At 29.6% G+C, this 24,727-nt stretch carries 26 protein-coding genes; 16 read left to right on the top strand and 10 right to left on the bottom strand.

The window, feature by feature from the left end:
- Positions 1-332: 332 nt before the first annotated feature.
- The 7 genes from gyrA to dnaA all read right to left on the bottom strand — a co-directional run bounded on the left by gyrA (position 333) and on the right by dnaA (position 9,404).
- Entirely contained in the window at positions 333-2,918 is a 2,586-nt protein-coding gene (gyrA, locus tag JJE11_RS01785) for a DNA gyrase subunit A (protein ID WP_291632534.1), read from the bottom strand.
- A gap of 89 nt (positions 2,919-3,007) precedes the next feature.
- Positions 3,008-4,912: a DNA topoisomerase (ATP-hydrolyzing) subunit B gene (gene gyrB, locus JJE11_RS01780; protein WP_291632533.1), complete on the bottom strand. Its 1,905-nt coding sequence runs from the start codon at positions 4,910-4,912 to the stop codon at positions 3,008-3,010.
- Between the two features lie 20 nt (positions 4,913-4,932).
- Positions 4,933-5,196, bottom strand: coding sequence for an extracellular matrix regulator RemB (gene remB / locus JJE11_RS01775; protein WP_291632532.1), 264 nt, complete (start codon positions 5,194-5,196; stop codon positions 4,933-4,935).
- A gap of 40 nt (positions 5,197-5,236) precedes the next feature.
- Positions 5,237-6,328 (bottom strand): DNA replication/repair protein RecF, encoded by a 1,092-nt coding sequence (gene recF, locus JJE11_RS01770; RefSeq protein WP_291632531.1) that lies wholly within the window; start codon positions 6,326-6,328, stop codon positions 5,237-5,239.
- A 93-nt stretch (positions 6,329-6,421) separates the two neighbouring features.
- Positions 6,422-6,628 (bottom strand): RNA-binding S4 domain-containing protein, encoded by a 207-nt coding sequence (locus JJE11_RS01765; RefSeq protein ID WP_291632530.1) that lies wholly within the window; start codon positions 6,626-6,628, stop codon positions 6,422-6,424.
- Between the two features lie 45 nt (positions 6,629-6,673).
- Positions 6,674-7,780, bottom strand: coding sequence for a DNA polymerase III subunit beta (dnaN, locus tag JJE11_RS01760; RefSeq protein WP_291632529.1), 1,107 nt, complete (start codon positions 7,778-7,780; stop codon positions 6,674-6,676).
- A gap of 271 nt (positions 7,781-8,051) precedes the next feature.
- The gene (dnaA, locus tag JJE11_RS01755) at positions 8,052-9,404 is read right to left on the bottom strand and encodes a chromosomal replication initiator protein DnaA (protein ID WP_291632528.1); all 1,353 of its coding nucleotides are present in this window, start codon (positions 9,402-9,404) and stop codon (positions 8,052-8,054) included.
- Between the two features lie 544 nt (positions 9,405-9,948).
- Here dnaA and rpmH point away from each other — a divergent pair.
- From rpmH to JJE11_RS01690, 13 genes are all read left to right on the top strand, one after another.
- Entirely contained in the window at positions 9,949-10,083 is a 135-nt protein-coding gene (rpmH, locus tag JJE11_RS01750; protein ID WP_216299086.1) for a 50S ribosomal protein L34, read from the top strand.
- A 52-nt stretch (positions 10,084-10,135) separates the two neighbouring features.
- Complete coding sequence (rnpA, locus tag JJE11_RS01745) at positions 10,136-10,516, top strand: ribonuclease P protein component (RefSeq protein WP_291632527.1); 381 nt, start codon at positions 10,136-10,138, stop codon at positions 10,514-10,516.
- Positions 10,479-10,688 (top strand): membrane protein insertion efficiency factor YidD, encoded by a 210-nt coding sequence (gene yidD, locus JJE11_RS01740; protein WP_291632526.1) that lies wholly within the window; start codon positions 10,479-10,481, stop codon positions 10,686-10,688. Before rnpA ends, yidD begins: the two co-directional genes overlap by 38 nt.
- A 20-nt stretch (positions 10,689-10,708) precedes the next feature.
- Positions 10,709-11,389 (top strand): membrane protein insertase YidC, encoded by a 681-nt coding sequence (gene yidC, locus JJE11_RS01735; protein WP_291632525.1) that lies wholly within the window; start codon positions 10,709-10,711, stop codon positions 11,387-11,389.
- Positions 11,390-11,435: 46 nt separating this feature from the next.
- Entirely contained in the window at positions 11,436-12,062 is a 627-nt protein-coding gene (jag, locus tag JJE11_RS01730) for an RNA-binding cell elongation regulator Jag/EloR (RefSeq protein ID WP_291632524.1), read from the top strand.
- Positions 12,063-12,296: 234 nt separating this feature from the next.
- The gene (mnmE, locus tag JJE11_RS01725; protein ID WP_291632523.1) at positions 12,297-13,673 is read left to right on the top strand and encodes a tRNA uridine-5-carboxymethylaminomethyl(34) synthesis GTPase MnmE; all 1,377 of its coding nucleotides are present in this window, start codon (positions 12,297-12,299) and stop codon (positions 13,671-13,673) included.
- Positions 13,674-13,681: 8 nt separating this feature from the next.
- Positions 13,682-15,571: a tRNA uridine-5-carboxymethylaminomethyl(34) synthesis enzyme MnmG gene (mnmG, locus tag JJE11_RS01720; RefSeq protein ID WP_291632522.1), complete on the top strand. Its 1,890-nt coding sequence runs from the start codon at positions 13,682-13,684 to the stop codon at positions 15,569-15,571.
- Between the two features lie 20 nt (positions 15,572-15,591).
- Positions 15,592-16,311, top strand: a complete 720-nt coding sequence (rsmG, locus tag JJE11_RS01715; protein ID WP_291632521.1) for a 16S rRNA (guanine(527)-N(7))-methyltransferase RsmG — start codon at positions 15,592-15,594, stop codon at positions 16,309-16,311.
- 285 nt (positions 16,312-16,596) lie between these two features.
- Positions 16,597-17,376 carry a nucleoid occlusion protein gene (gene noc / locus JJE11_RS01710; RefSeq protein ID WP_291632520.1) on the top strand — a complete coding sequence of 260 codons (780 nt, stop codon included), beginning with the start codon at positions 16,597-16,599 and terminating at the stop codon, positions 17,374-17,376.
- A 240-nt stretch (positions 17,377-17,616) separates the two neighbouring features.
- Entirely contained in the window at positions 17,617-18,384 is a 768-nt protein-coding gene (locus JJE11_RS01705) for an AAA family ATPase (RefSeq protein ID WP_291632536.1), read from the top strand.
- 6 nt (positions 18,385-18,390) lie between these two features.
- A complete protein-coding gene (locus tag JJE11_RS01700; RefSeq protein WP_291632519.1) occupies positions 18,391-19,236 on the top strand; it encodes a ParB/RepB/Spo0J family partition protein in 846 nt (281 codons plus the stop codon).
- Between the two features lie 39 nt (positions 19,237-19,275).
- Positions 19,276-19,788 carry a DUF4446 family protein gene (locus tag JJE11_RS01695; RefSeq protein WP_291632518.1) on the top strand — a complete coding sequence of 171 codons (513 nt, stop codon included), beginning with the start codon at positions 19,276-19,278 and terminating at the stop codon, positions 19,786-19,788.
- A gap of 75 nt (positions 19,789-19,863) precedes the next feature.
- Positions 19,864-20,121, top strand: a complete 258-nt coding sequence (locus tag JJE11_RS01690) for a YkuS family protein (RefSeq protein WP_291632517.1) — start codon at positions 19,864-19,866, stop codon at positions 20,119-20,121.
- 204 nt (positions 20,122-20,325) lie between these two features.
- Here JJE11_RS01690 and yyaC read toward each other — a convergent pair whose 3' ends face one another.
- The 3 genes from yyaC to JJE11_RS01675 are packed head-to-tail and all read right to left on the bottom strand — an operon-like array spanning position 20,326 to position 23,191.
- Positions 20,326-20,928, bottom strand: coding sequence for a spore protease YyaC (gene yyaC, locus JJE11_RS01685; protein WP_291632516.1), 603 nt, complete (start codon positions 20,926-20,928; stop codon positions 20,326-20,328).
- A 46-nt stretch (positions 20,929-20,974) separates the two neighbouring features.
- Positions 20,975-22,012: a sporulation integral membrane protein YtvI gene (gene ytvI, locus JJE11_RS01680; protein WP_366927899.1), complete on the bottom strand. Its 1,038-nt coding sequence runs from the start codon at positions 22,010-22,012 to the stop codon at positions 20,975-20,977.
- 24 nt (positions 22,013-22,036) lie between these two features.
- Positions 22,037-23,191 (bottom strand): aminotransferase class V-fold PLP-dependent enzyme, encoded by a 1,155-nt coding sequence (locus JJE11_RS01675; protein ID WP_291632514.1) that lies wholly within the window; start codon positions 23,189-23,191, stop codon positions 22,037-22,039.
- A 376-nt stretch (positions 23,192-23,567) separates the two neighbouring features.
- Here JJE11_RS01675 and yedF point away from each other — a divergent pair, with 376 nt between their 5' ends.
- From yedF to JJE11_RS01660, 3 genes are all read left to right on the top strand, one after another.
- A complete protein-coding gene (gene yedF / locus JJE11_RS01670; protein ID WP_291632513.1) occupies positions 23,568-24,152 on the top strand; it encodes a sulfurtransferase-like selenium metabolism protein YedF in 585 nt (194 codons plus the stop codon).
- 33 nt (positions 24,153-24,185) lie between these two features.
- Entirely contained in the window at positions 24,186-24,437 is a 252-nt protein-coding gene (locus JJE11_RS01665) for a DUF3343 domain-containing protein (protein WP_291632512.1), read from the top strand.
- A 127-nt stretch (positions 24,438-24,564) separates the two neighbouring features.
- On the top strand, positions 24,565-24,727 hold a 163-nt coding region (locus JJE11_RS01660), incomplete at its 3' end, for a DUF951 domain-containing protein (protein WP_291632535.1).

Genomic DNA, 24,727 nt, shown 5'->3' with positions numbered 1-24,727 from the left:
GCTAAGTCATCATGTGACGACTTCTACTATTTTACTTGGTATTGCTTATTTTGTCAACAACTTTTAAAATTTATTTTCATCTAAAAATCTTTTAAATAGTGATTAACATTTTGCTTACTTCGCCACTCGCTTGGTGACGACAAGGAGTATTGTACCAAATCTATTTGATCGTGTATTTACAATAGTTCCACTCCTCCACAGATTATACTGATTTTTCTACATATAACTTTATTTTTCTCCTATTTACTGCTTGGGATACACTAGGTTAGTTATATTATGTTATATTAAAAAAGTACCTATTCGAAATTATTTCAAATAGGTACTTTACTATCTTAATCTTCTATTTTATCATCTGTCTCATTAGTCGTTTCTATGTCATCCTCTCCACTTGGAAAAGTTTCTTTAATATCTTCTTGCATGGATTCTTCATCTATTATAGAGTTTTCATTTGTTAATGAGTTCTCTTGGTCCTCTGGAGAATTTTCTTCTGTATTAATTACATCACTACAATTTATTTTAGCTATAGCAACTATATTATCTCCTTCTCCATTCTTCATTAAAGTAACACCCATAGTATTTCTACTCGTAGTAGATATTCCAGCTACGTTTAATCTTATAACAATGCCATTACTGTTTATAAGTATCATTTCGTCTCCGTCTTTTACTATTCTAGCACCTACAAGTTTTCCTGTTTTCTCTGATACCTTATAAGTTATTACTCCTTTACCACCTCTATGTTGAAGTGAGTATTCTGAAACTAAGGTTCTTTTTCCAAAGCCGTTTTCACTTATAACTAATAGCTCTTCTTCAGGAGTAACAATATTCATAGCAACTGCAATATCATCTTGTCTTAAAGTTAAAGCCTTAACTCCAGTTGCAGTTCTTCCCATACCTCTTACATCTTTTTCACTAAATCTTATAGAATAACCATTTCTTGTAGCAAATAGCATTTCGCTATCTCCAGTGGTTATTGCAACTCCAATTAATTCATCGTCTTCTCTTAGATTTATTGCATTTAAGCCATTCTTTCTTATAGAAGAGTATTTATCAAGTGATGTTTTCTTAACTAAACCATGTTTTGTTCCCATTATAAGATAATTATCCTCCGCAAAATCTCTAAGAGATATAACTGCTTGAATCTTATCATCATTAGCGAGTGGTATAATATTTACTAAATTTGTTCCCTTAGCTGTTCTTCCACCTTCTGGAATCTCATATGCCTTTAATCTAAATGCCTTTCCTTTGTTTGTGAATAACAAAAGATTATTATGAGTGGAGGTTATAAAAATATGTTCTACAAAGTCATCTTCTTTTGTAGTAACCCCTTGTATTCCTCTACCCCCTCTTTTTTGGGCACTATAAGTATCAGCGGGAAGTCTCTTTATATAGCCTGCATGAGTTAGAGTTATTACAACATCTGTCTCTTGAATTAAATCTTCCTCATCTATGCTATATGGATTTTTTTCTATTGCTGTTCTTCTAGTATCACCATATTTGTTTCTAATTTCTATAAGTTCATCTTTAATTATGTTAAGTAATACCATTTCATCTGCTAATATTCCTTTTAAATAATTAACGGTTTTCATTAATTCGTTATACTCATCTTCAATTTTATCTCTTTCAAGACCTGTAAGTCTTCCAAGTCTCATTTCAACAATAGCAACAGCTTGTTTTTCTGATAGTTCAAATGAATTCACTAAACTTTGTCTAGCTTCACTGATGCTTTTAGATGCTCTTATTAAACGAATTACTTCATCAATATGGTCTAGTGCTATTTTTAGACCTTCTAGAATATGTGCTCTAGTTAGTGCCTTATCTAGATCAAATTGAGTTCTTCTTCTTACTACCTCTTTTTGATGTTCTAAATAATAAACTAAACACTGTTTTAAATTTAGTGTTTGAGGTTCGTTATTTACAAGTGCTATCATTATAACTCCGAAAGTGTCTTGCATTCTAGTATGTTTAAATAGCCTATTTAATACTATATTAGGATTTGCATCCCTCTTTAGTTCTATAACAATTCTCATACCTTCTCTATCTGACTCATCTCGAAGATCTGATATTCCATCTATTTTCTTATCTTTTACTAAATCTGCAATACCTTCCACAAGTTTTGCTTTATTAACTTGATAAGGTAATTCTGTTACTATAATTGCATTTCTACCTTTATTCTCTTCAATATCTGTTTTAGCCCTTACAAGTATTCTTCCTCTTCCTGTTTCATAAGCGCTTTTTATTCCTGCTCTTCCTAGAATAATTCCTGCTGTAGGAAAATCTGGTCCTTTTATTTTTGTCATTAAATCACTTATTTCAACCTCGGGGTCTTCAATAAGCATTAACACTCCATCTATAATCTCTATTAAGTTATGTGGAGGTATATTGGTCGCCATACCTACTGCAATACCTGTTGATCCATTAACTAGAAGATTAGGAAATCTTGATGGTAACACTGAGGGTTCTTTTTCTTCTCCATCAAAGTTAGGAATAAAATCTACTGTTTCTTTATTAATATCACGAAGCATTTGTATTGTAATTTTACTCATTTTAGCTTCTGTATATCTCATTGCCGCTGCTGAATCACCGTCTACAGAACCAAAATTTCCATGACCATCAACTAATATACATCTTTGGGAGAAGTCTTGAGCCATTCTAACGAGTGCCCCATATACTGCTGTATCACCATGTGGGTGATACTTACCTAAAACATCTCCAACAATTCTAGCACATTTTCTATATCCTTTTTCTGGTGTTAACCCTAGTTCATGCATAGAAAATAATATTCTTCTATGGACAGGTTTAAGTCCATCCCGTACATCTGGAAGCGCACGACTTACTATAACGCTCATAGCGTAATCTATATAGGATTTTTTCATTTCGTACCTTATATCAATAGGTTTAATTTTTCCCTGATTATTCATCTGTTACACCTCTTCAAACAAAATATTTTAACAACATATGAAAAATAGTACCGTTATTCTCCATGTGTTACGGTAATTATACTAATCTACTATATATCTAAATTAAGCACTTTCTTAGCATTTTCTTGTATAAACTCTCTACGAGGTTCTACTTTATCCCCCATAAGAATAGTAAATATTTCATCGGCTGCCATCGCATCCTCTACATTGACCTGAAGGAGAATTCTCTCTTCTGGATTCATTGTTGTATCCCAAAGCTGTTCTGGATTCATTTCCCCAAGACCTTTGTATCTTTGGATATCAGTATTACTGTCTTTTCCCCCTACTTCCAAAAGTACATTTTCAAGCTCTTTTTCAGTATATACATAGTGCTCTTTCTTACCTTTAGTAACCTTGAATAATGGAGGTTGAGCTACATATACATGTCCTTGTTCCACTAGTTCTTTCATGTATCTATAAAAGAATGTCAACAGTAGTGTTCTAATATGTGCTCCGTCTACGTCGGCATCTGTCATAATAATAATACGATCATATCTTATTTTTTTTACATCAAAATCTTTTCCTATACCAGCACCAAATGCAGTTATCATAGCCCTAATTTCAAGTGATGCGAGCATTTTATCAATTCTTTGCTTTTCAACATTCATTATTTTTCCTTTAAGAGGAAGTATTGCTTGGAATTTTCTATCTCTACCTTGTTTCGCTGATCCTCCAGCTGAGTCACCCTCGACCAGATATATTTCACATTCCATAGGATCTTTCGATGCACAATCGGATAATTTTCCAGGAAGAGTTGTACTTTCAAGGATTGATTTACGCCTTGTAAGTTCTCTTGCTTTTTTAGCTGCGTCGCGTGCTCTAGCTGCATTTAATGATTTATCTATTATTTTTTTACCAAGTTCTGGATTTTCCTCTAAAACATTGCTTATAGCCTCGCCAACTATACCATCAACTATGCCTCTTACTTCACTATTTCCAAGTTTAGTTTTTGTTTGACCTTCAAATTGAGGGTCAGTAAGTTTTATAGATATTACTGCTGTAAGGCCTTCTCGTACATCCTCACCAGATAGATTTTTATCATTATCTTTTAAAAATCCAAATTTTTTAGCGTAATCATTTACTATTCTTGTTAAAGCAGTCTTAAATCCAACTAGGTGTGTTCCACCTTCTACTGTATCTATATTATTGGCAAAAGAAAATAAATTTTCTGTATATGTATCATTATATTGCAAAGCTATTTCAACAATATATTCATCTTTACGTCCTTCTATGTATATAGTATCGTGAATTTTTCCTTTATTTCTATTTAAATAATCTACAAAAGATTTTATTCCACCTTCGTAAAAAAATTCTTGTTTTTTATCTTCTCGTTCATCTGTAAGTGTTATTCTTATACCTTTATTTAAAAAAGCAAGTTCTCTCAGTCTTTGAGATACTGTTTCATAATCAAAATCAATTTCCTCAAAAATTGTTGCATCAGGAATAAAGAAAATTTTTGTTCCATGTTCCTCTGTTTTCCCCATATTTATTAGTGTACTAGTGGTTTTTCCTTTTGAAAATGTTTGTTTCCATATTTCACCATCTACTTTAACTTCAACTTCACAAACTTCAGACAGTGCATTTACTACAGATGCTCCAACACCATGAAGACCGCCGGATACCTTGTACGCTCCACCACCAAATTTTCCACCTGCATGAAGTACAGTCATTATAACTTCTACAGTAGGTATTTTCATTTTATGATGTATTCCTACGGGCATACCTCTACCATCATCTATAACAGTTACAGAATTATCTGGGTGTATAACCACATTAATATTCTTACAAAACCCAGCCATTGCCTCATCTATACTATTATCTACAATTTCATAAACTAAATGATGAAGTCCGCGAATACTAGTGCTTCCTATATACATACCAGGTCTTTTTCGTACGGCTTCTAATCCTTCAAGTACTTGTATTTGACTCTCGTCATAAATATTATTTATTTCCATGTATGTCCTCCTAATTTAATCTAAAGCGCATAATATACAGTTTCAGTTCTTTTGCTTAGTGTTTGCGATGATATTGGCGATAAATATATTTTACTTTTTTTATCTACCTCAGCAATAACAAAAGATTTAGCAATATTTTTTGTTATCCGCTCTACAAAACCGTCTTCTTCGGCCATTCTTAAAAATTGATTAGTATCCGAGCTGTACATAGTAGTTTCCATATCAAAAATACCTATAATGTCTTTTATAGGCACTACTACATTTTCTCCTAAATGTAAAAACATATCATATCCTCCTTAATAATCAGTTATACCCTATTTGAATTTATGTAATTTCCTTTACCCCACCTGATATAACTTCAAATACCTTACTTTCAAAATTTAAATGTTTTCTTATATCATTGATTCCGGTGCAAGTAATTAATGTTTGAACTTCTTTTATAGAATTTAATATATATTCTTGCCTTTTTGTATCTAATTCAGACAAAACATCATCAAGTAATAATACTGGATATTCTCCAGTTAGTTCTTTTATTATTGCTAGTGCTCCAAATTTAATGGTTAATATTGAAGTTCTTTGTTGACCTTGAGATCCAAATATTCTGGCACAAACGCCGTTAATATCTATAGAAAAATCATCTCTATGTGGACCTATTGATGTAGTTTTAGTTTCTATATCTCTTTTTCTATTTTTACATAAAAGCAAATACAAATTTTCTTGTATATTATCTAATTCCTTAATAGGTGATAAATATTTAATTTCAATTACTTCACTATTAGATGTTATATCACTATGTATTATTTTACCTTTTATATTTAGTTTTTCAACATAAGCCATTCTATCTTTTATTATAATTGCACCAAATTCACTAAGTTGTTTATCATATACATCTATAATATCACTATTTGTGTTCCATTTTTTTATAGCCAAATTTCTTTCATTCAAAATTTTTTTATATTGAGTTAAACTATAATAGTAACGTCTACTTAACTTACATAGTTCTATATCTAAAAATTTTCTTCTATGTGATGGAGAATCTTTAACAATATTTAAATCTTCAGGAGAAAACATAATTACATTGAAACTTCCTAAGAGCTCTGACAATTTTTGAACTTTTATAGAATTAATATTAACGCCTTTTTTACCTTCTTTAAAAATCTTTATTTCAATCTTTTTATCCAGTCTAGTTTTACATACATAAAGCTTTATGTATGCTTCTGTGCCATTCCAGTTAATTAATTCCTTATCCTTATTGGTTCTATGAGACTTAGCTAAACTGCAATAATAAATAGCTTCTAAAATATTTGTTTTTCCCTCAGCATTATCGCCCACAAATACGTTTATACCTTTATTTAATTCTATAGCTAGTTCATTATAATTCCTGAAATTTTTGAGTTGTAAATATTTTACATACATAATATCACCTGTTATGATTATAACATATATATCTATATAAATAAATTGTGCACCGGAGAATAATTTAAATTTTTCCGGTGCATTAATATATTCTTAAATTATTTTATAAAACTCATTGTTAAACTCAATTATATCACCTTTAGATAATTTTTTACCTCTTTGAGTTTCTATCTCACCATTAAGTTTAATATCCTCATTTTTGATATAAAATTTTGCTTCTGAACCTAAACAAGCTATTCCAGCCCATTTTAGAAAAGAATCTAATTTTATTATATCTGTTTCTATTTTTATTTCATTCATTTTAAAACCTTCTTTTCCCAAATATTATTATAAATATTTCATTTATTAATTATTAGCTCTTATTCTTACCGGTAATACCATATACGTACAATTGTTTTTTTCTTTGTTTTTTACTACACAAGGATTAACACCACTAGAAAACTCCATAATTATTTCGTCCTCTTCCATTATTTTTAAGAGCTCTATTAGGTATTTTGAGTTAAATGCAATTTGAAGAGGTTCTCCTTGCAAAATTATATTTATTTCTTCTCTAGCCTTTCCCAATTGAGAATTGGATGTGATTATCATGTTATCCTCTTCTATATTGAATTTAACTAAATTGGTATTTCCCTCTTTTGCCATAAGAGAAGCTCTTTCTATACAGCTTAATAATTCAGATCTTTTAGCTGTAATTTTTAGGTTATATTCTTCAGGAATTATTGAGCTATATTTTATAAATTCACCTTCTAATAATCTTGATATAACCTTAGTTTTACCAAGATTAAATAAAATATGATTTGGTGTAAATGTTATATTAACAGGCTCGTCTGTTTCCTCTAGTATTTTTGATACTTCACTTAATGTTTTACCTGGAATTACAGCATTTATACTATTATCGTTATCCACTGGTTCACTTCTAAAAGCAACTCTATATCCGTCTAGTGCTACAAGATTAAGATTTTTATCTTTTATTTCAAATAAAACTCCTGTAAGAATCGGCCTTGTCTCATCTTGAGCAACTGCAAAAATAGTACCTTTCATCATGTTTTTTAATACCTTTTGGGATACTGAAAATATCATATTTTCTATTATATTAGGTAAACTGGGATAATCATCACTATTCATATGTATTATAGTTGCATATGATTTTTGACAAACTATTTTAATAGAGTTATTGACCTCAGAAGTTATTTCTATTGCACTATTGGGTAATTTTCTTATGATTTCACCGAAAAGCCTAGAATCTAAAACTACACTTCCGTCTTCAATAACGTCTGCAGTAATCTTAGCTTCAATACTTAAATCGATATCAGATCCTATAAGAGTCACCTCTTTATTTTTGGCAACTATTAGTATACCTTGTAATACAGGCATTGTTGATTTTCCAGTAATTGCTTTTTGAACATTTGAAATTGCTTCTTGTAATATGTTTTTTTCGCATATAAATTTCATATAAAATAGACCTCCTTATCCACATGGGGAATTATTAAAAGATAGGTAAGATAATAATCTAAAAATAGTAGTAATAGTAGTAGGGGCTGTTGATATGTTAGAAACCTATCGCAGGCTTTAAGGTGTAACAATACTAGGTATAATTAATTGTGGATAAGTATGCAAAAAAAAATCATACTTATCCACAATATCAACAGCTAAGTTTTATGTATTATTTTGTACACAGGTTTATATATAAATAGTATCAACACTTGTTAGTAATACGATTATGCTATTTCTGACTTATTTTTTTAGTAAGTTCTGCTATGGTATCTTGCAGATTTTCATCTTCTTTAACACCATTAGATATTTTCTCACATGCATGTATTACAGTTGTATGGTCGCGACCTCCAAATTCTTCACCTATTTTAGGAAGTGACATATCTGTAAGCTTTCTACACAAATACATTGCAATTTGTCTTGGGTAGGTTATGTTTCTTGTACGCCTTGAAGACTTAAAATCCTCAATTTTTAAACTAAAATAGCTAGAGACTATATCTTGTATTAGTTCAATAGTTACTTGCTTTGAATTTCTACTAGATATAATATCTTTAAGTGCTTCTGACGCTAAATCTATGCTAATTTCTTTATTAGTTAATGAAGAAAAAGCTACTATTCTAATAAGAGCACCTTCTAGTTCTCGTATATTAGATTTTATTTTTGTAGCAATATACACCAATACTTCATTTGGAATAGTTAAATTATCTATATCTGCTTTTTTCTTTAAAATAGCAATTCTAGTTTCAAAATCCGGTGGTTGTATATCAGCTATAAGACCCCATTCAAATCTAGACCTCAATCTATCTTCTAGAGTAGGTATCTCTTTAGGAGGTCTATCACTAGATAAAATAATTTGTTTATTTGCTTCATGAAGATCATTAAAAGTGTGGAAGAACTCCTCTTGTGTACGTTCCTTACCAGCAATAAATTGAATATCGTCAATTAAAAGTACGTCTACATTTCTGTACTTGTTTCTAAATTCTACATTTTTATCATCTTTAATAGAATTTATAAGTTCGTTTGTGAATTTTTCAGAAGAAACATAAACTACCTTAGATTTTGGATTATTTGCTAATACGTAATGACCAATAGCATGCATTAAATGTGTTTTTCCAAGACCAACCCCTCCATAAATAAATAGTGGATTGTAAGCTTTCGCAGGAGATTCAGCTACAGCCAAGGATGCAGCATGTGCAAATCTATTACTATTACCAATGACATAAGAATCAAAGGTATACTTTGGGTTTAGTGTTGCAGACATTTCATCATTAACCACCAGGTTATTTCTTTCAGCCTCTCGTTTCGCTTTAGGTGTTTCAATTTCGGCTACTTCTTCAGATAATATAAAAAATTCTATTTTATATGTTTTAGATGTAATTAATTTAACAGCATTCATTATTAAATCCTTATATCTATTCTCAAGAATGTCTTTGGTAAAATTATTAGGAACACCTAACTTAAAAGTATTATTATCTAAGGTCATAGGGTCTATACTTTTAATCCAAGTATTAAAACTAACTTCTGTAAGTTCACCTTTTATAATATTTAAAGTTTTTTCCCAGATATCTTTAATTTGGGTGCTCATTTTCTACCCTCCAGTTCAAATAAAAAAGATTTTTTATGTAAAAACAAACAATGTATAAACAGAGTTATAAACAAAAAAAATAATACATTATATGTTGTTGATAAATATCATTAAAAATAGTCACATGTTAATAACTATGTTAATATTTTTAATAGAACTTAAATTATTAACAATATGAAAAAAAAATTATTAACATACTGAATAATGAATAAATCTATTTATATAGCTAAAAATATATAAATAAAAAGAAGTTTTATACATTAGTGCAGTAGTTATTCACAATTTTGTCCACAAGTTGTGAATAACTTTATTTATGTATAGGTTATTCACAGCTCTTTCTTATATAATATCAAAAAATAACAAGGTGTTCAAGAAGTTATCCACAAAAAAGCATATAAATATAAAAAATATCAACAATATCAATAAAAATGCTTATCTTGACATTAAGAGGATGTGCCTATATAATCTAATAGTAAAACCATAATTATGCGATTGTAAGATGATTGCTATAATTTAATGATTAGAAGAAGGGGGTGTAGTAGATATGTTCATGACTTACCAACCTAAGAAAAGACAAAGAAAAAAAGAACACGGATTCAGAAAGAGAATGAAAACCGCTTCTGGTAGAAACGTTCTTCAAAGAAGAAGACAAAAAGGTAGAAAAAGATTGACAGCATAAGGGCCGCTAATGTGGCCTTTTTCTGCAATTTGCGGAAAAGAGGGCGGCTAATATGAACATTGAAGTAAAGAAATACAGGATTAGAAAGAATGCTGAATTTAGAACAGTATATAGAAGAGGAAAATCTTTTTCTAACCTATCTTTAGTATTATATATTTATAGAAATGGAAAAAATATTAATAGATGCGGAATATCCGTAAGCAAAAAGGTAGGAAAAAGTGTAACTAGAAGCAGAGTTAAAAGATTGATAGGGGAAAGCTATCGGCTTAATAATGAGGGATTAAAGATAGGATATGATTTGGTTTTTATTGCAAGAAATCCTTCTAATTCTAAAAGTTATAAAGAAATAGAGAATGCACTTAAGAATTTGCTTAAGAAGGCAGGTTTAATTAATAATGAAAAAAATACTTGTACTGGGCATAAAGTGTTATAGAAAATATATATCACCTTTTAAGAGGCCTTGTTGTATATTTTATCCTACATGTTCTCAGTATACTTTAGAAGCTATTGAAAAGTATGGGGCACTAAAAGGCTCCATTATGGGAATAAAGAGAATAATTAGATGTCATCCTTTTAATAAGGGTGGATTTGATCCGGTTAAATAACCACCTGGGAGGTCTTATATTTGAATTTTAATTTTTTAACTGATCCACTTGAAAAGTTTTTTTTCTTTATACATAGTGGCGTGCATTTCATCGTACCATACGATAATTTATCATATGGCTTAGCAATAATTGTTTTTACAATGATAGTAAAATTAGTATTGTTGCCTTTAAGTATTAAACAAACTAAATCAACAGCTAAAATGGGTGCAATTCAGCCAGAAATGAAAAAAGTACAAGAAAAGTATAAAAAAGATCCAAAAAAGTCACAGCAAGAAGTAATGAAACTTTATAAAGAAAATAACGTAAACCCAATGGGTGGATGTTTGCCGATGATTATTCAAATGCCTATTTTGTTTTCTTTATTTTATGTGTTTAGAAACTTAGATATGAATGGTGCTGGTTTCTTATGGATTAAGGATTTAGCACAATCTGATCCTTATAAGATATTACCTGTACTATCTGCTGTTACAACATACTTTTCTACAAAACTAATGCAACCATCAGGGGATCCTGCTAAAGCTAAACAAAGTTCAACAATGAATATTGGTATGGCTATTATGATGGGAGTTATGAGTCTTAGTTTTAAAGGCGCGTTAGTATTATATTGGGTAATAAATAACGTGTTACAAATACTTCAAACATTGGTTATAAATAAAGTAGAACTTAACAAGAAAGTAGATATTACAAAAAAACAAGTTTAACACAATTGCCTAATTTTGATATTTAGAAAGGCGGGTGTAGTGTGATATGAAAGTTATAGAAATGATGGGAAAAAATGTAGAAGATGCAATTAAAAATGCATTGGCTGAATTAAAAATTACAATAGATAAAGTTAAAGTGGAAACAATAGATGAAGGTAGTAAAGGATTTTTAAATATTATAGGTGTAAAACCTGCTAAAATTAGAGTTACAGTTAAAAGGGACAGTCTTTATGAAGCTAAAACTTTCTTGGAGGACGTATTGAAGTCTATGAGTATGAAAGCTGAAGTAATACTCATAGATGAAAGTAATGAACTGAGGATTGAATTGGTTGGACCTAATATGGGACTTCTAATAGGATATAGAGGCGAGACTTTGGATTCACTTCAATACCTTGTAAGTTTAGTTGTAAACAAAAATCATGATGAAGAGTATAAAAGAGTAATATTAGATACCGAAAATTATAGAGCAAAAAGAGAAGAAACTTTAAAAAGACTTGCATCAAAAATTGCCTATAAAGTAAGGGTTAGTGGTAGAGTATTAAAACTTGAACCTATGAATCCTTATGAGAGAAGAATAATACACTCAACGCTTCAAAATGATTCATATATTTATACCTTTAGTGAAGGTGAAGAGCCCTATAGAAGAGTTGTAGTTGATTTAAAGAAAGCCTAAGGGCTTTCTTTTTAAATTTATAATAGTAAGTCTAATATTAATCATATTCTTAAGTTTCAATGTTGCAGCATTGAGGATGATAAGTAGCTACGCAGGTAATGATTTTACATTGAATTTTACGAATATGATTAAGAACTAATAAGTAGGTAGTTGAAATAACGGAAGTTACTTAGATATAATAATGTTAATAGGGATATAATTATAAATACCCATAAAATTAGGAGGTCACATTTAATGAAAGAATTTGACACTATAGCTGCAATAGCAACTAGTATAGGTGAAGGCGGTATATCTATAATCAGAGTATCTGGTGATAGGTCTATAGATATAGTGAATAGTATATTTATAGGTAAAAACAATAGAAAACTTTATGATTTTAAATCTTATACTATGAGATATGGTCATATTATTGATGAAAATGGCAGTAGACTAGATGAAGTTATTATTTCCTATATGAAAGGTCCTAAGAGTTTTACTGCAGAGGATACTATTGAGATAAATTGTCATGGGGGAGTAGTTGGTACTAATAGAATTTTACAAGAAATCATTAGGTCTGGAGCAAGAATGGCGGAACCTGGAGAATTTACTAAAAGAGCATTTTTGAATGGTAGAATTGACTTAAGTCAAGCTGAAGCAGTTATAGATATAATAAGGGCGAAGACTGAGCTGAGTATGAAGTCAGCACTTATGCAATCAGAAGGTGCAATTTCCAGGGAAATAAAAAGCATAAGAAATAAATTACTTAGTGTAATTGCGCATATAGAGGTTACTGTTGATTATCCAGAAGAAGATATTGAAGAAGTAACTGCAGAAAAAGTTAGTTATGATGTTACTTCAATTATAAAAGAGATTGATATGCTACTCAGTACCGCTGATGAAGGAAAAATTTTAAGAGAAGGCTTAAGCACTGTAATAGTTGGAAAGCCTAATGTAGGGAAATCTTCACTTCTTAATGCTCTTGTTAAGGAAAAAAGAGCTATTGTTACAGATGTACCAGGAACTACAAGGGATGCAATTGAAGAATATATAAGTGTTGAAGGTATACCAGTTAAAATAGTAGATACTGCGGGAATTCGTGAAACTGAAGACATTGTTGAAAAAATAGGAGTAGAGACATCAAAACGGAAAATAGATGAGGCGGATTTAGTTATTCTAATACTAGATTCAAGTAACAAGGTAAGTCGTGAAGATAGAGAAATTATTGAATATATTAAAGAAAAAAAATATATTGTACTATTAAATAAAAGTGATTTAGGTGGTAAAATAGAGAGGAATGAATTAAAAAGTCTAAAATCAAAATATATAACTAATATTTCATTAAAAACAGGTGAAGGGTTAATTAATGTTAAAGAACATATAAAAGATTTATTCTTTAATGGTGAAATTAAAACTGAAGGAGTATTTGTTACAAATAGCAGACATAAACAGTCTTTAATAAGAGCAAAGGAAAACCTAGAATCATCGCTTAATGCGATAGAATATACTTCAGCTATAGATTTGGCTTCAATTGATATACGAAATGCTTGGATGAATTTAGGTGAGATTACGGGCGAGGCTTTAGAAGAAGATATTATACATACGATATTCTCAGAATTTTGTTTAGGAAAGTAGGGGTAAATATGAAATATGTTGCAGGAGATTTTGATGTTGTAGTTATAGGAGCTGGTCATGCGGGTTGTGAGGCGGCTCTTGCAGCTGCAAGAATAGGATGCACAACTTTAATTTGTGCTATAAATTTAGATAGTGTGGCACTAATGCCATGTAATCCCAATATTGGTGGAACTGCTAAAGGACATTTAGTAAGAGAAATAGATGCTCTTGGCGGAGAAATGGGAATAAATATTGATAATACATATATACAATCAAGAATGTTAAATACATCAAAAGGTCCAGCTGTCTTCTCATTAAGGGCTCAGGCGGATAAAAAGGCATATGGGCAAAGAATGAAAAATGTATTAGAAAAACAAGAAAATTTGCAATTAAGACAATTAGAAGTAGTATCTATAGATTCGGATAATGGAAAAGTCAAGGGTGTTCTTACAAAAAATGGTGCATACTTTACAGCTAAGGCTATCATTATAGCTTCTGGAGTATATTTAAAATCGAATGTTATAATTGGAGATCTTACTTTTAATGAAGGACCTAGTGGATTACTTCCAGCTAATGAACTTTCCGAATCTTTAGATGAACTAGGAATAGAACTAAGACGATTTAAAACGGGAACTCCAGCCAGAATAAATAAACGGTCAGTGGATTTTTCTAAAATGGAAGAGCAATTAGGTGATAGGTCGGTAGTTCCATTTTCATTTATTAGCGAAGATATTGATAGAGAACAGTTAAGTTGCTACTTAACTTATACAAATGAAAATACTCATAATGTAATAAGAGAAAATATTCATAGATCTCCGTTATACAATGGATCTATTAAGAGTATTGGACCTAGGTACTGCCCATCTATTGAGGATAAAGTAATGAGATTTGCAGACAAGGAAAGACATCAAATTTTCATTGAGCCTGAAGGTGAGAATACAGAGGAAATGTATGTTCAAGGTATGTCTAGTTCGCTACCAGAGGAAGTTCAAGTGGCGGTGCTAAAAACAGTACCGGGACTTGAAAATGTAGAGATTATGAGAACGGCTTATGCCATAGAATATGATTGTATATATTCTACGGATCTAAAACTTTCACTAGAATTTAAAAATATTAGCGGATTATTCTCTGCAGGTCAAATAAATGGTAGTTCAGGATATGAAGAAGCTGCAGCTCAGGGTATTATTGCAGGAATTAATGCTGCACTTACTATTCAAAATAAGGATCCATTAATATTAAAAAGATCTGATGGGTATATAGGGGTTTTAATTGATGATTTAGTGACTAAAGGCACTAATGAACCATATAGGATGATGACCTCAAGAGCAGAGTATAGATTGCTACTAAGACAAGATAACGCTGATTTAAGATTAACCGAAATAGGATATAGCATAGGACTTGTTAAAGAACATAGATATGAAATATTTAGGGTAAAGAAGATGCAACTTGAAGAGGAAATTGAAAGAATAAAACATTTGCAAATTACAAATAAAAAGGAAATCGAGGAATTCTTAATTTCTTGCAATTCCACACCGTTGAAAAAGCCTATTAGTTTATATGAACTTATAAAAAGGCCGGAACTTGATTATTATATTGTTGCAAAACTTGATGTAAATAGACCAATATTAAATAAATATATACAACAGCAAGTTAATATTGTGTCGAAATATGAAGGATATATTCAGAAACAATTAGACCAAATTCAACAATTTAAGAAATTTGAAAATAAATTTATATCAAAAGATATAGATTATGATAAAATAAAAGGATTAAGGATAGAGGCTATGCAAAAATTGGGTAAAATTAAACCAGAAAGTATAGGTCAAGCTTCTAGGATATCAGGGGTGTCACCTGCAGATATGTCTGTTTTAATGATATATATTGAGCAGCAGAAAAGACTTAAAGATAACAACCAGTAAGATAAATATGGAGGTGAAGTATGGAGTACTTTGATATATTGAATAAAGCTAGTAATAATGTAGGACTTGAATTTAACGATAATAAGTATGAGCAATTTATGAATTATAAAGAGCTTATAAAGGAATGGAATGAAAAAATAAATTTGACAGCTATAAAAGAAGACGAACAGATAGTCAAAAAACACTTCATTGATTCTATGAAGGTTTTTAAGTTTGACCAGCTTAAAAATGCAAAAAATATCATTGATATAGGCACTGGAGGAGGATTTCCAGGCATTCCCATGAAAATAATTAAGCCTGAAACAAATATTGTTTTATTAGATTCGCTGAATAAGAGAATTAAATTTTTAAATGAAGTAATCAAATCCCTGGAACTAAAAGATATCAAAGCTATTCATGGCAGAGCAGAAGATTTTGCGCAGGAAGTGCAATATAGGGAAAAGTTTGATGTAGCGGTTTCAAGAGCTGTTGCTAATTTAACAGTACTTAGCGAATTTTGTATACCTTATGTAAAGGTTGGAGGATATTTTGTGGCAATGAAGGGCCCTGCAGTTGAAGAGGAAATAAAGTGTTCGAAAAATGCAATCAGAATGCTAGGTGGACGAATAGAACATATTGAAAAGGTACAAATTGAAGACAGTGATTTAAACCATAATTTAGTAATAATAAGTAAAATAGCGCAAACACATAGAAAATATCCTAGAAAAGCGGGTATGGTTACTAAAAGTCCTTTAGTTTAACGACATTTCAGAAGGAAAATCTCCCACTTCTATAAGCGGGAGTAACATACTCTAACAAATAGAAAACTTCGGTGGGAGTATAAATCTCCTTCTGAAGTCGTTAATATTTCAGCTCCGCAGGAGATGATTTAACGATATTTCAGAAGGAGAAAGTGACGATTATAGTACCAAAAGTAATGATTAGTGTTATAATTTGTCGTACGAAAAAATAAAAAAAAGAAGGAAATAGCACTCATATATAGAATATAAAAATAAAGAAAAGGAAAAATTTAAGGATGGTATATTATGCAAAACGATGTAAATTATGTATCTATTGAATTGATTTCTCCAAATGTTTATCAACCCAGAAAACATTTTAATGAAGAAACTATTGAAGAATTATCGCAATCAATAAAAACTTATGGAATAATTCAGCCACTAACTGTTAGAAAAAGTGGCGAAAGCAGATATGAATTAGTAGCAGGAGAAAGAAGACTGAGAGCAGCAAAAAAAATAGGACTTGAAAAAGTACCAGTAATAATTATAGATATTACAGATAAAGATTCTGCAGCAATTGCACTTCTAGAAAATTTACAAAGAGAAGATTTAAATTTTTTAGAAGAAGCTATGGCTTATTTTAATCTTATTCAGGATCATTCTTATACACAAGAACAATTAGCTCGAATGATAGGAAAAAAACAATCAACAATTGCAAATAAATTAAGATTACTAAAATTGGATGGGAAAATAACAAATATTTTGGTAGAGCATAAGCTTACGGAGAGACATGCTAGGGCTTTACTAAAATTAACTGATATAAATATCCAAAAGAAAGTTCTTAAAACAATTATTAGTAAATCACTTAATGTTAAAAATACAGAAGATCTAATTGAAAAAGAATTATTAAAACTATGTAGAGACGAAGTAGCTGCTGATGGAAAGAAAAAAATTAAGGGTATCTTTGCTCCTAGAGTTTATATAAATACTATAAAACAAGTTTTTGATAAGTATGGTATAAATGCTGAATATAAGTCTAAGGAATTAGAGGATAGTATAGAAGTAATAATAAGAATACCTAAAAGATAGGTCGAAAAACAGAGTGTTTCACGTGAAACATTCTGTTTTTTTATTATGTAGAAAATTATAGATTAATTATTGAGGATTATTAGGCATATTTTTATATTATTTTGTAAATTTTTAAAATAGTACTATTAAATTATTTAACATAAATATATAATAGTTATATAGCACAATTAATTTTCAAGTTAAGTTGTAAAAGCTATAACTTATAAAAATATGAATAATATTAGAATGGTAGGTGTAATCATGAAAACTATATGTATTTTTAATCAAAAGGGAGGAGTAGGGAAAACTACTACGAGTATTAACTTATGTTCTTATTTAGCTATGCAAGGTAAAAAGATTTTAACAATAGACATCGATCCTCAAGGAAACACTACAAGTGGATTAGGGTTTGATAAGAAAAAAATGAATGTATCAATGTATGATTTATTAACATCAGATATTTCCATTAGGGATACTATAAAAGAATGTGAGCTTATAAACAATTTGTATTTAGTACCTTCTACAATGGAACTTGCCGGAGCAGAAGTAGAATTAATCAATAGAAGTAATCGTGAAAATATACTAAAAGAAAAACTTAAAGAGATTGAAGGTGAATTTGATTATATTTTTATAGATTGCCCACCTTCACTCGGGATTTTAACTATTAATGCGCTTACGGCAGCGGATAGTGTGCTTTCACCTATTCAATGCGAATTTTATGCTTTAGAAGGTGTCGGCCAATTAGTAAATACTATTCAACTAGTTAAAAAATCTTTAAACAAGAAATTAGAAATTGAGGGCGTAATTCTAAGTATGTATGATAATAGAACAAAATTATGTAATGAGGTTGTGTCAGAAGTAAGAAAGTATTTTAATGAAAAAGTTTATAATACAACAATACCTAGGAATATACGATTGGCTGAAGCTCCAAGTTTTGGATTGCCAATTATGTTGTATGACGACAAATGTAAGGGCGCAGAAGCTTATGAATCATTAGCAAATGAATTTTCACATAGACAAAGGAGATGATAGATAATGAACAAAAAATTTGGACTAGGTAAGGGGCTGGGAGCTTTAATACCAGAAGAAATTGTAGAAGATAGTTCCTCTGTTCTCAAAATATCTATGAATTTGATTAAAGCTAATATAGATCAACCAAGAAAAAACTTTGATCCTGAAAAAATATCCGAATTAGCGCAATCAATAAAAGAGCATGGTGTTATTCAGCCCATTATAGTAAATAAGCAAGAAGATATATATATAGTTGTAGCTGGTGAAAGAAGATTTAGAGCTGCTAAGAGTATTGGGCTTGCAGAAATACCAGCAATTATAATGAATATAGACAATAAAGAGGTATTAGAAATTTCATTAATAGAAAACATTCAAAGAGAAGATTTAAACCCAATTGAAGAAGCCATAGCATATAAGAAACTATTAATAGATTTTGATCTTACTCAGGAAGAAATAAGTAACAAGGTATCTAAATCAAGAACAGCTATAACAAATTGTATGAGATTATTAAACTTAGATGAAAGAGTTCAAGATTATATAATAGATGAGGTGATTTCTGAAGGACATGGAAGGGCAATACTTGGCCTTAATGATAAGGAAATTCAATATGAAATTGCACAAATGGTTATAGATGATAGTCTTAATGTGAGAGAAACGGAGAGATTAGTAAAAAACTTTGGAAATGAAAAAGAAAAAAAAGTAATTAAAAATCAAAATGAAATTTACTATAAGGATATAATGAATAAGTTAGAAAATCATTTTGGTACTAAAGTTCTCATAAATTCGAAAAATAAAAACAAAGGTAAAATAGAAATTGAATATTATTCAGAAGAAGATTTTGAGAGAATTCTAGAAGTTTTCAATATATAATGTTTCACGTGAAACATTAGGGGAAGGAAGTAATTTATAATGCAGAATATAATCAATTTTATAAATAACCAACAGATTTATATAGTATTAGCACTTATAGTTCTTGTACTTATATTAATCATATTAATAATAACAATATATTCATCTTTAAACAAATTAGAAAATAGATATAGAAAACTAATGAGAGGTGTAAATAATAAAAATTTAGAGGATATGGTCTTATCATATTTAGACAAAATTGATAAAGTTAAAGAAGATAATGATGATGTGAAGCAAATATATGAACAAATAAATGATAAAGTAAAAACCTGTGTTCAAAAAACTCCAATGATAAGATATAAAGCCTTTGATGATATTGGTAGTGATTTGAGTTTCTCAATAGCATTGCTTGATGGAAACAATGATGGCGCTATATTAACAAGTATTTATGGTAGAAACGAGAGTACTACTTATGCGAAACCAATAGATAAAGGAATATCAAGATATGATTTATCTCAGGAAGAAAACACAGTATTAGAACAGGCTGTAGGTCAAAAAAATAAAGTTAAATAGTAAGTGAAATTTATTTTATAAATTCTGTATTAATTTTTATTTTTTGTGGCATACTAAAAACAAAAGAGGTTTTTTATGGTAATTTGCATTTCACAAGAACTTCAATATCTACAAGATGAATTAATTAAAAGAGGATACACAGTGATTAACAATAGAGATAATAATACCTATTGTGATGCAATAATATGTAATCTTAAAGATGGTGGCCTTATAAATTTAAATATGCAAAACAATATAAAAAGAGAAGGAACCTTAATTATTGATAGTGGAAGTAAAAATATTGATGAAATAGAAGATATATTAACCAATAGAGTATATAGTTCATTATTTTAAAAAAAATATTATATATTATAAATTTTATATTTTATAAAAACAGGTACAAACTCTACAAAAAATACCTTTATCTAAAAGATATATTAAAGAATAAAAAATAAAAAAATATAAAATCATAAGGTGTTGTTAAAACATGCTTTTGATTTTATATTTTTTTTATAAGATTTAAGTTCAATACAGTGAATAACGAATAAACGATATAAATTAACCTTCAACATCCTTTATGTCAAAATTATCATAAAGGGAATTGAATCTTCTTCCGCCTACAGTTTTGAGTATTGAGTGGTATAAACCATTTGAGATAGCATCAGCGAGCATCATTACTGTATATAATCTTGTGTTTTGTAGAACCATAAATTCAAAGGCTCCAGATATATTTACAACTCCTGTTATGCTTAGATCTCCTACTTTAGGTAAATCTTTATTCATAGCAGCACCAGGGGATAATGGCTTTTCCTCAACTATAATTTTTCCTACATTTTGTAAACTTCCGAGGCAAGCATCAATTGCAATAATATAAGGATTAGCATATGAAAAGTTAATTTCATCAATTGTTTCACATAAATTTTTTGCATGTACTGGACACTCAAGGGTACCATAAATATGAATTTTATTTCTAATTAAAAATTTAAGTTTGTTCCCGACTAAGGGTCCTAAACTATCACCAGTAGATCTGTCAGTGCCAATACACAAAATAACAATAGGCCGCTTACATTTAGTTATGGGGGAAATATACTGACTTATAATATCTCTTAATTTAAAAGTGCAGTTACTGGACATAGAATCTAAAATAACTTTATCTACCATAAAACACCTCCTATTTGGATTTTAGCCATTTAGGAGGTGTTCTATTCTATAAAACTTCAACTTTTTTCAATATATTGTAAAATACAACTAAAAACATACAAAATAGCATTCCAACAATACCATTTGCATTTAATCCTATAAATATAGAGGCAAGAACTGCCACTGGATTAATACCTAGTGATGAAGACACAATCTTAGGCTCAATAATTTGCCTCACTATGGTGATAATCACATAAGATATCAGAAGGCCTAAAGTAGCTACATAATTATGAGATATTGAAAATATTATTATTAAAGGAAGATATATGGCTCCTATACCGAAAATAGGGAGCAAATCAAATATTCCACATAATATACTTAGCGTCACGGCATACTTAACTTTAAAAATAAAAAAGACAATTAATGTTTCTAAGAATGTTATAGTAATTATCAGTAAATAAGAAAGTAAATAGTTTTTCAACATTTTTTTTGATTCATTAAATATATAATGTATTCGATCGCCATTTTTACGAGGAATTAAATCAAATATTTTTTTGCTTGAAGATGATAAATCCTTTGTAAAAAAGTATGTTGTAAGTAAAGTAAATAATAAAACCATTAAAGTATAAGGTATAGTAGCCACGAAACCTAGAGTTTGTGAAAAAATTTTCGTGGATGCACTCATACTAAAATTTATAGTTTTGGTTATATAGTTAGTAATATTTGACTCAACATTACTAAGGATGCTGGGGTCTAAATTTTTATAGTAATTTTGTAAATTACTAAAAAAATTAATTATAATATTTTTGTTTAAAGTAATATATGATTGAAGACTTTTTCCAAGTTGTATTGTTTCTGAAGTTATAGTGGCGATAATTAAAGCTAAAACTATAACAATTACAGTGAAAAATATGGTAGTAGTAAATAAGGAAGCTATAGTATTATTGAATTTGAATTTTTTCATCAAATATTTTGTTGGTGTTTTAAGGAGTAAAGCTAAAATAAAAGCCAAAACAAAAGGAAGTGTATAACCTATGGTTGCAAAGAAGATTACAAAAACAAAGGTATACAAAACAAAGAAAATAGCTAGTTTATCAATTTTCATTAGAATATTATCCATGTAAGTAAATCACACCTTTCTAAGAATAGTATTGAGTGATCTCAGTGTATAATTAATGTCCTTAATATCGTTAAAAGGTCCGATACCAAATCTTAGGGTACCAATTGGGTATGTTCCGATAGTTTCATGAGCAAGAGGTGCGCAGTGAAGACCGGTTCTAGTAGTAATTCCATATTCACTATCTAGTATAAACCCTAATTCTGAATTGTCGATTTTTGTAGAATTAACAGAAATAGTAGCAGTTCTCCTAGAAATGTCTCTACAACCATAAACATCAATAGAAGCTATATTTAACAAACCTTCTATAAAATTTTTACATAAATACTCTTCATGTTCACGAATAGAGGTTAGCCCCTCCGAGTTAATAAAGTTAATACCAGCTAAAAGCCCAGCTACACCTGGGCCATTTAAAGTCCCGCTTTCAAATTTATCAGGTAAAAAATCCGGTTGAACAATACTAGATGAAAGGCTACCAGTTCCACCTTCTATAAATGATGTACATTGCTGATTTAAATTATCATCAATTAAAAATCCACCAATGCCTTGGGGACCTAATAAACTTTTATGACCTGTAAAAGCTAGTGCATTACAGTTTAATTTATAGAAATCTAGAGGTAATACTCCGGCAGTTTGCGCAGCATCTATAATAAAATAAATGCCCTTGTCTTTGCATATCTTGCCTATGGCTTCTATTGGTTGAATGCTTCCAATAATATTAGAAGCATGAGACAGGACTACTAATTTTGTATTGGGTTTAAGTGTATTTTTAAAATCCTCTACACTTATTATGCCTTCTTTTGAACAAGGAACAATGTCCAATTCTATAATACCCTTTTGAGAAAGGGTATTTAATGGTCTTAAGGTGGCATTATGATCCATTGATGATGTTATTACATGCCATCCTTTTTTTACTGATGATTTTATAAGAGTATTTAGTGAAGTGGTAATATTTGGTGTAAAAATTACATTTTCAACTTTATCGAAGTGAAAAAAATCCATTAATGCATATCTACAATTCAATATAACTTTATTACCTGCAAGGGTTGCATTGGAAGCACCTCTTCCCGGGTTAGTGCCTATGTTCATCATATAATTCATTATTGAAGTATACACTTCTGGTGGTTTAGGGAATGTAGTGGCTGCGTTATCTAAATATATTTTCATGATTTCCTCCAATTCTACAAAAATAAAATAATAGTATTAATATACGCTATAGAAGATACAGTATATATTAATATTATCAATAACAAGTTAAATTTTGTTTTGATATAATTAACACCATAAATAGTTTATAATAATATTAGCTAAAGAATAAAATGTAGAGCTTCTATAAAAACTATTCAAAATCGATTTATAATTCCGATAAGATAAAAATGAAAGATTAATACGTTATCAGTACTCGTTTTTATAGTAATACATACAACAATATTATAATCTAAAGTGCTGTAAATGTATACCAAATCAACAGTATTAACAAAGAAAGGGGTGTGACTGTTATTAGGTTAGTTTTATAAAAAAATTAACTTGAAACGGAAATGATATGAATAATACAATAGATTGCAAGGGGTTACAATGTCCAATACCAGTTGTAAAAACAAAAAAATATTTTGATTCAATTGAAAGCGGAGAAAGCACAATCATTGTAGATAATTTGGTTGCTAAAAACAATATAGTAAAATTAGCTGAAGGTAGTGGATACAAGAGTATTGTAGAAAAAAAAGATAAATTGTATTTTATAAATATAACTAAAGACAAAATTGAACTAGTAAATGTGGAAATTAATGAAAGTAAAAAATTTACTTTGGTAATAGCTACCGATAAGTTAGGCTTGGGTGATGATGAACTGGGTAATGTGCTTATGAAAAGCTATTTATTTGCATTATCAGAAGCGGATACAATACCTAATGATCTTATTTTTATTAATGGAGGAGTAAAACTTACTACAGAGGATTCACTTGTATTAGATAGCCTAAATAAGCTATTAGAAAGAGGAACAAATATATCAGTTTGTGGAGTTTGTCTTGATTTTTATAATTTAAAGGTTAAGCATGTTATTGGAGAAATATCAAATATGTATTCTATTGTACAATTAATGAATAATGCGGACAAAACTATTAAACTTTAACAATATTTAACAAACGGGATAGGGTGACAAACATTGAATAAATATTATATAGCAACATTTCAAAATACACTTGAAGCGATGAAAGCTGAAAGAGAAACAATAAAAAAACAGGTTAAGGTAGTAGTGATACCTACACCAACATATATAACTAAAAGTTGTGGGATTAGTTTAAAGATTGAAGAAGAAAATATTCAAAGCATAATTAAGCTTATAAAGTCAGAAAACATAAAAGTAAAAGAAATATTTGTAAGAGATGGAGAAAGTGTAAAAGTTTTGACAATATAATTGAAATAAATAAACTCTATGTATATAGCTGTGTTTTAGAAATATATATTTAGCTTTAGTGGATTTTAACAATGAATTATAGGGGGGATATGTAGTGAAGGTATTTAATTTAGGAGATATTGTTGAAATGAAGAAAACTCACCCTTGCGGTAGTAAGAACTGGGAAATTATACGGCTCGGAGCAGATATAAAAATAAAATGTATAGGCTGTGCTAGGATAGTGATGCTTCCAAGAACCAAATTTGATTCGGGAGTAAAGAAAGTTATAAAAGAAAATTTAGTTAATAAGG

This window comes from Clostridium sp., from assembly GCF_016650095.1.
GTDB lineage: Bacteria > Bacillota > Clostridia > Clostridiales > Clostridiaceae > Clostridium_AD.
Note: the sequence above shows the minus strand (reverse complement) of the source record. Positions and strands in the feature narration are given on the sequence as shown.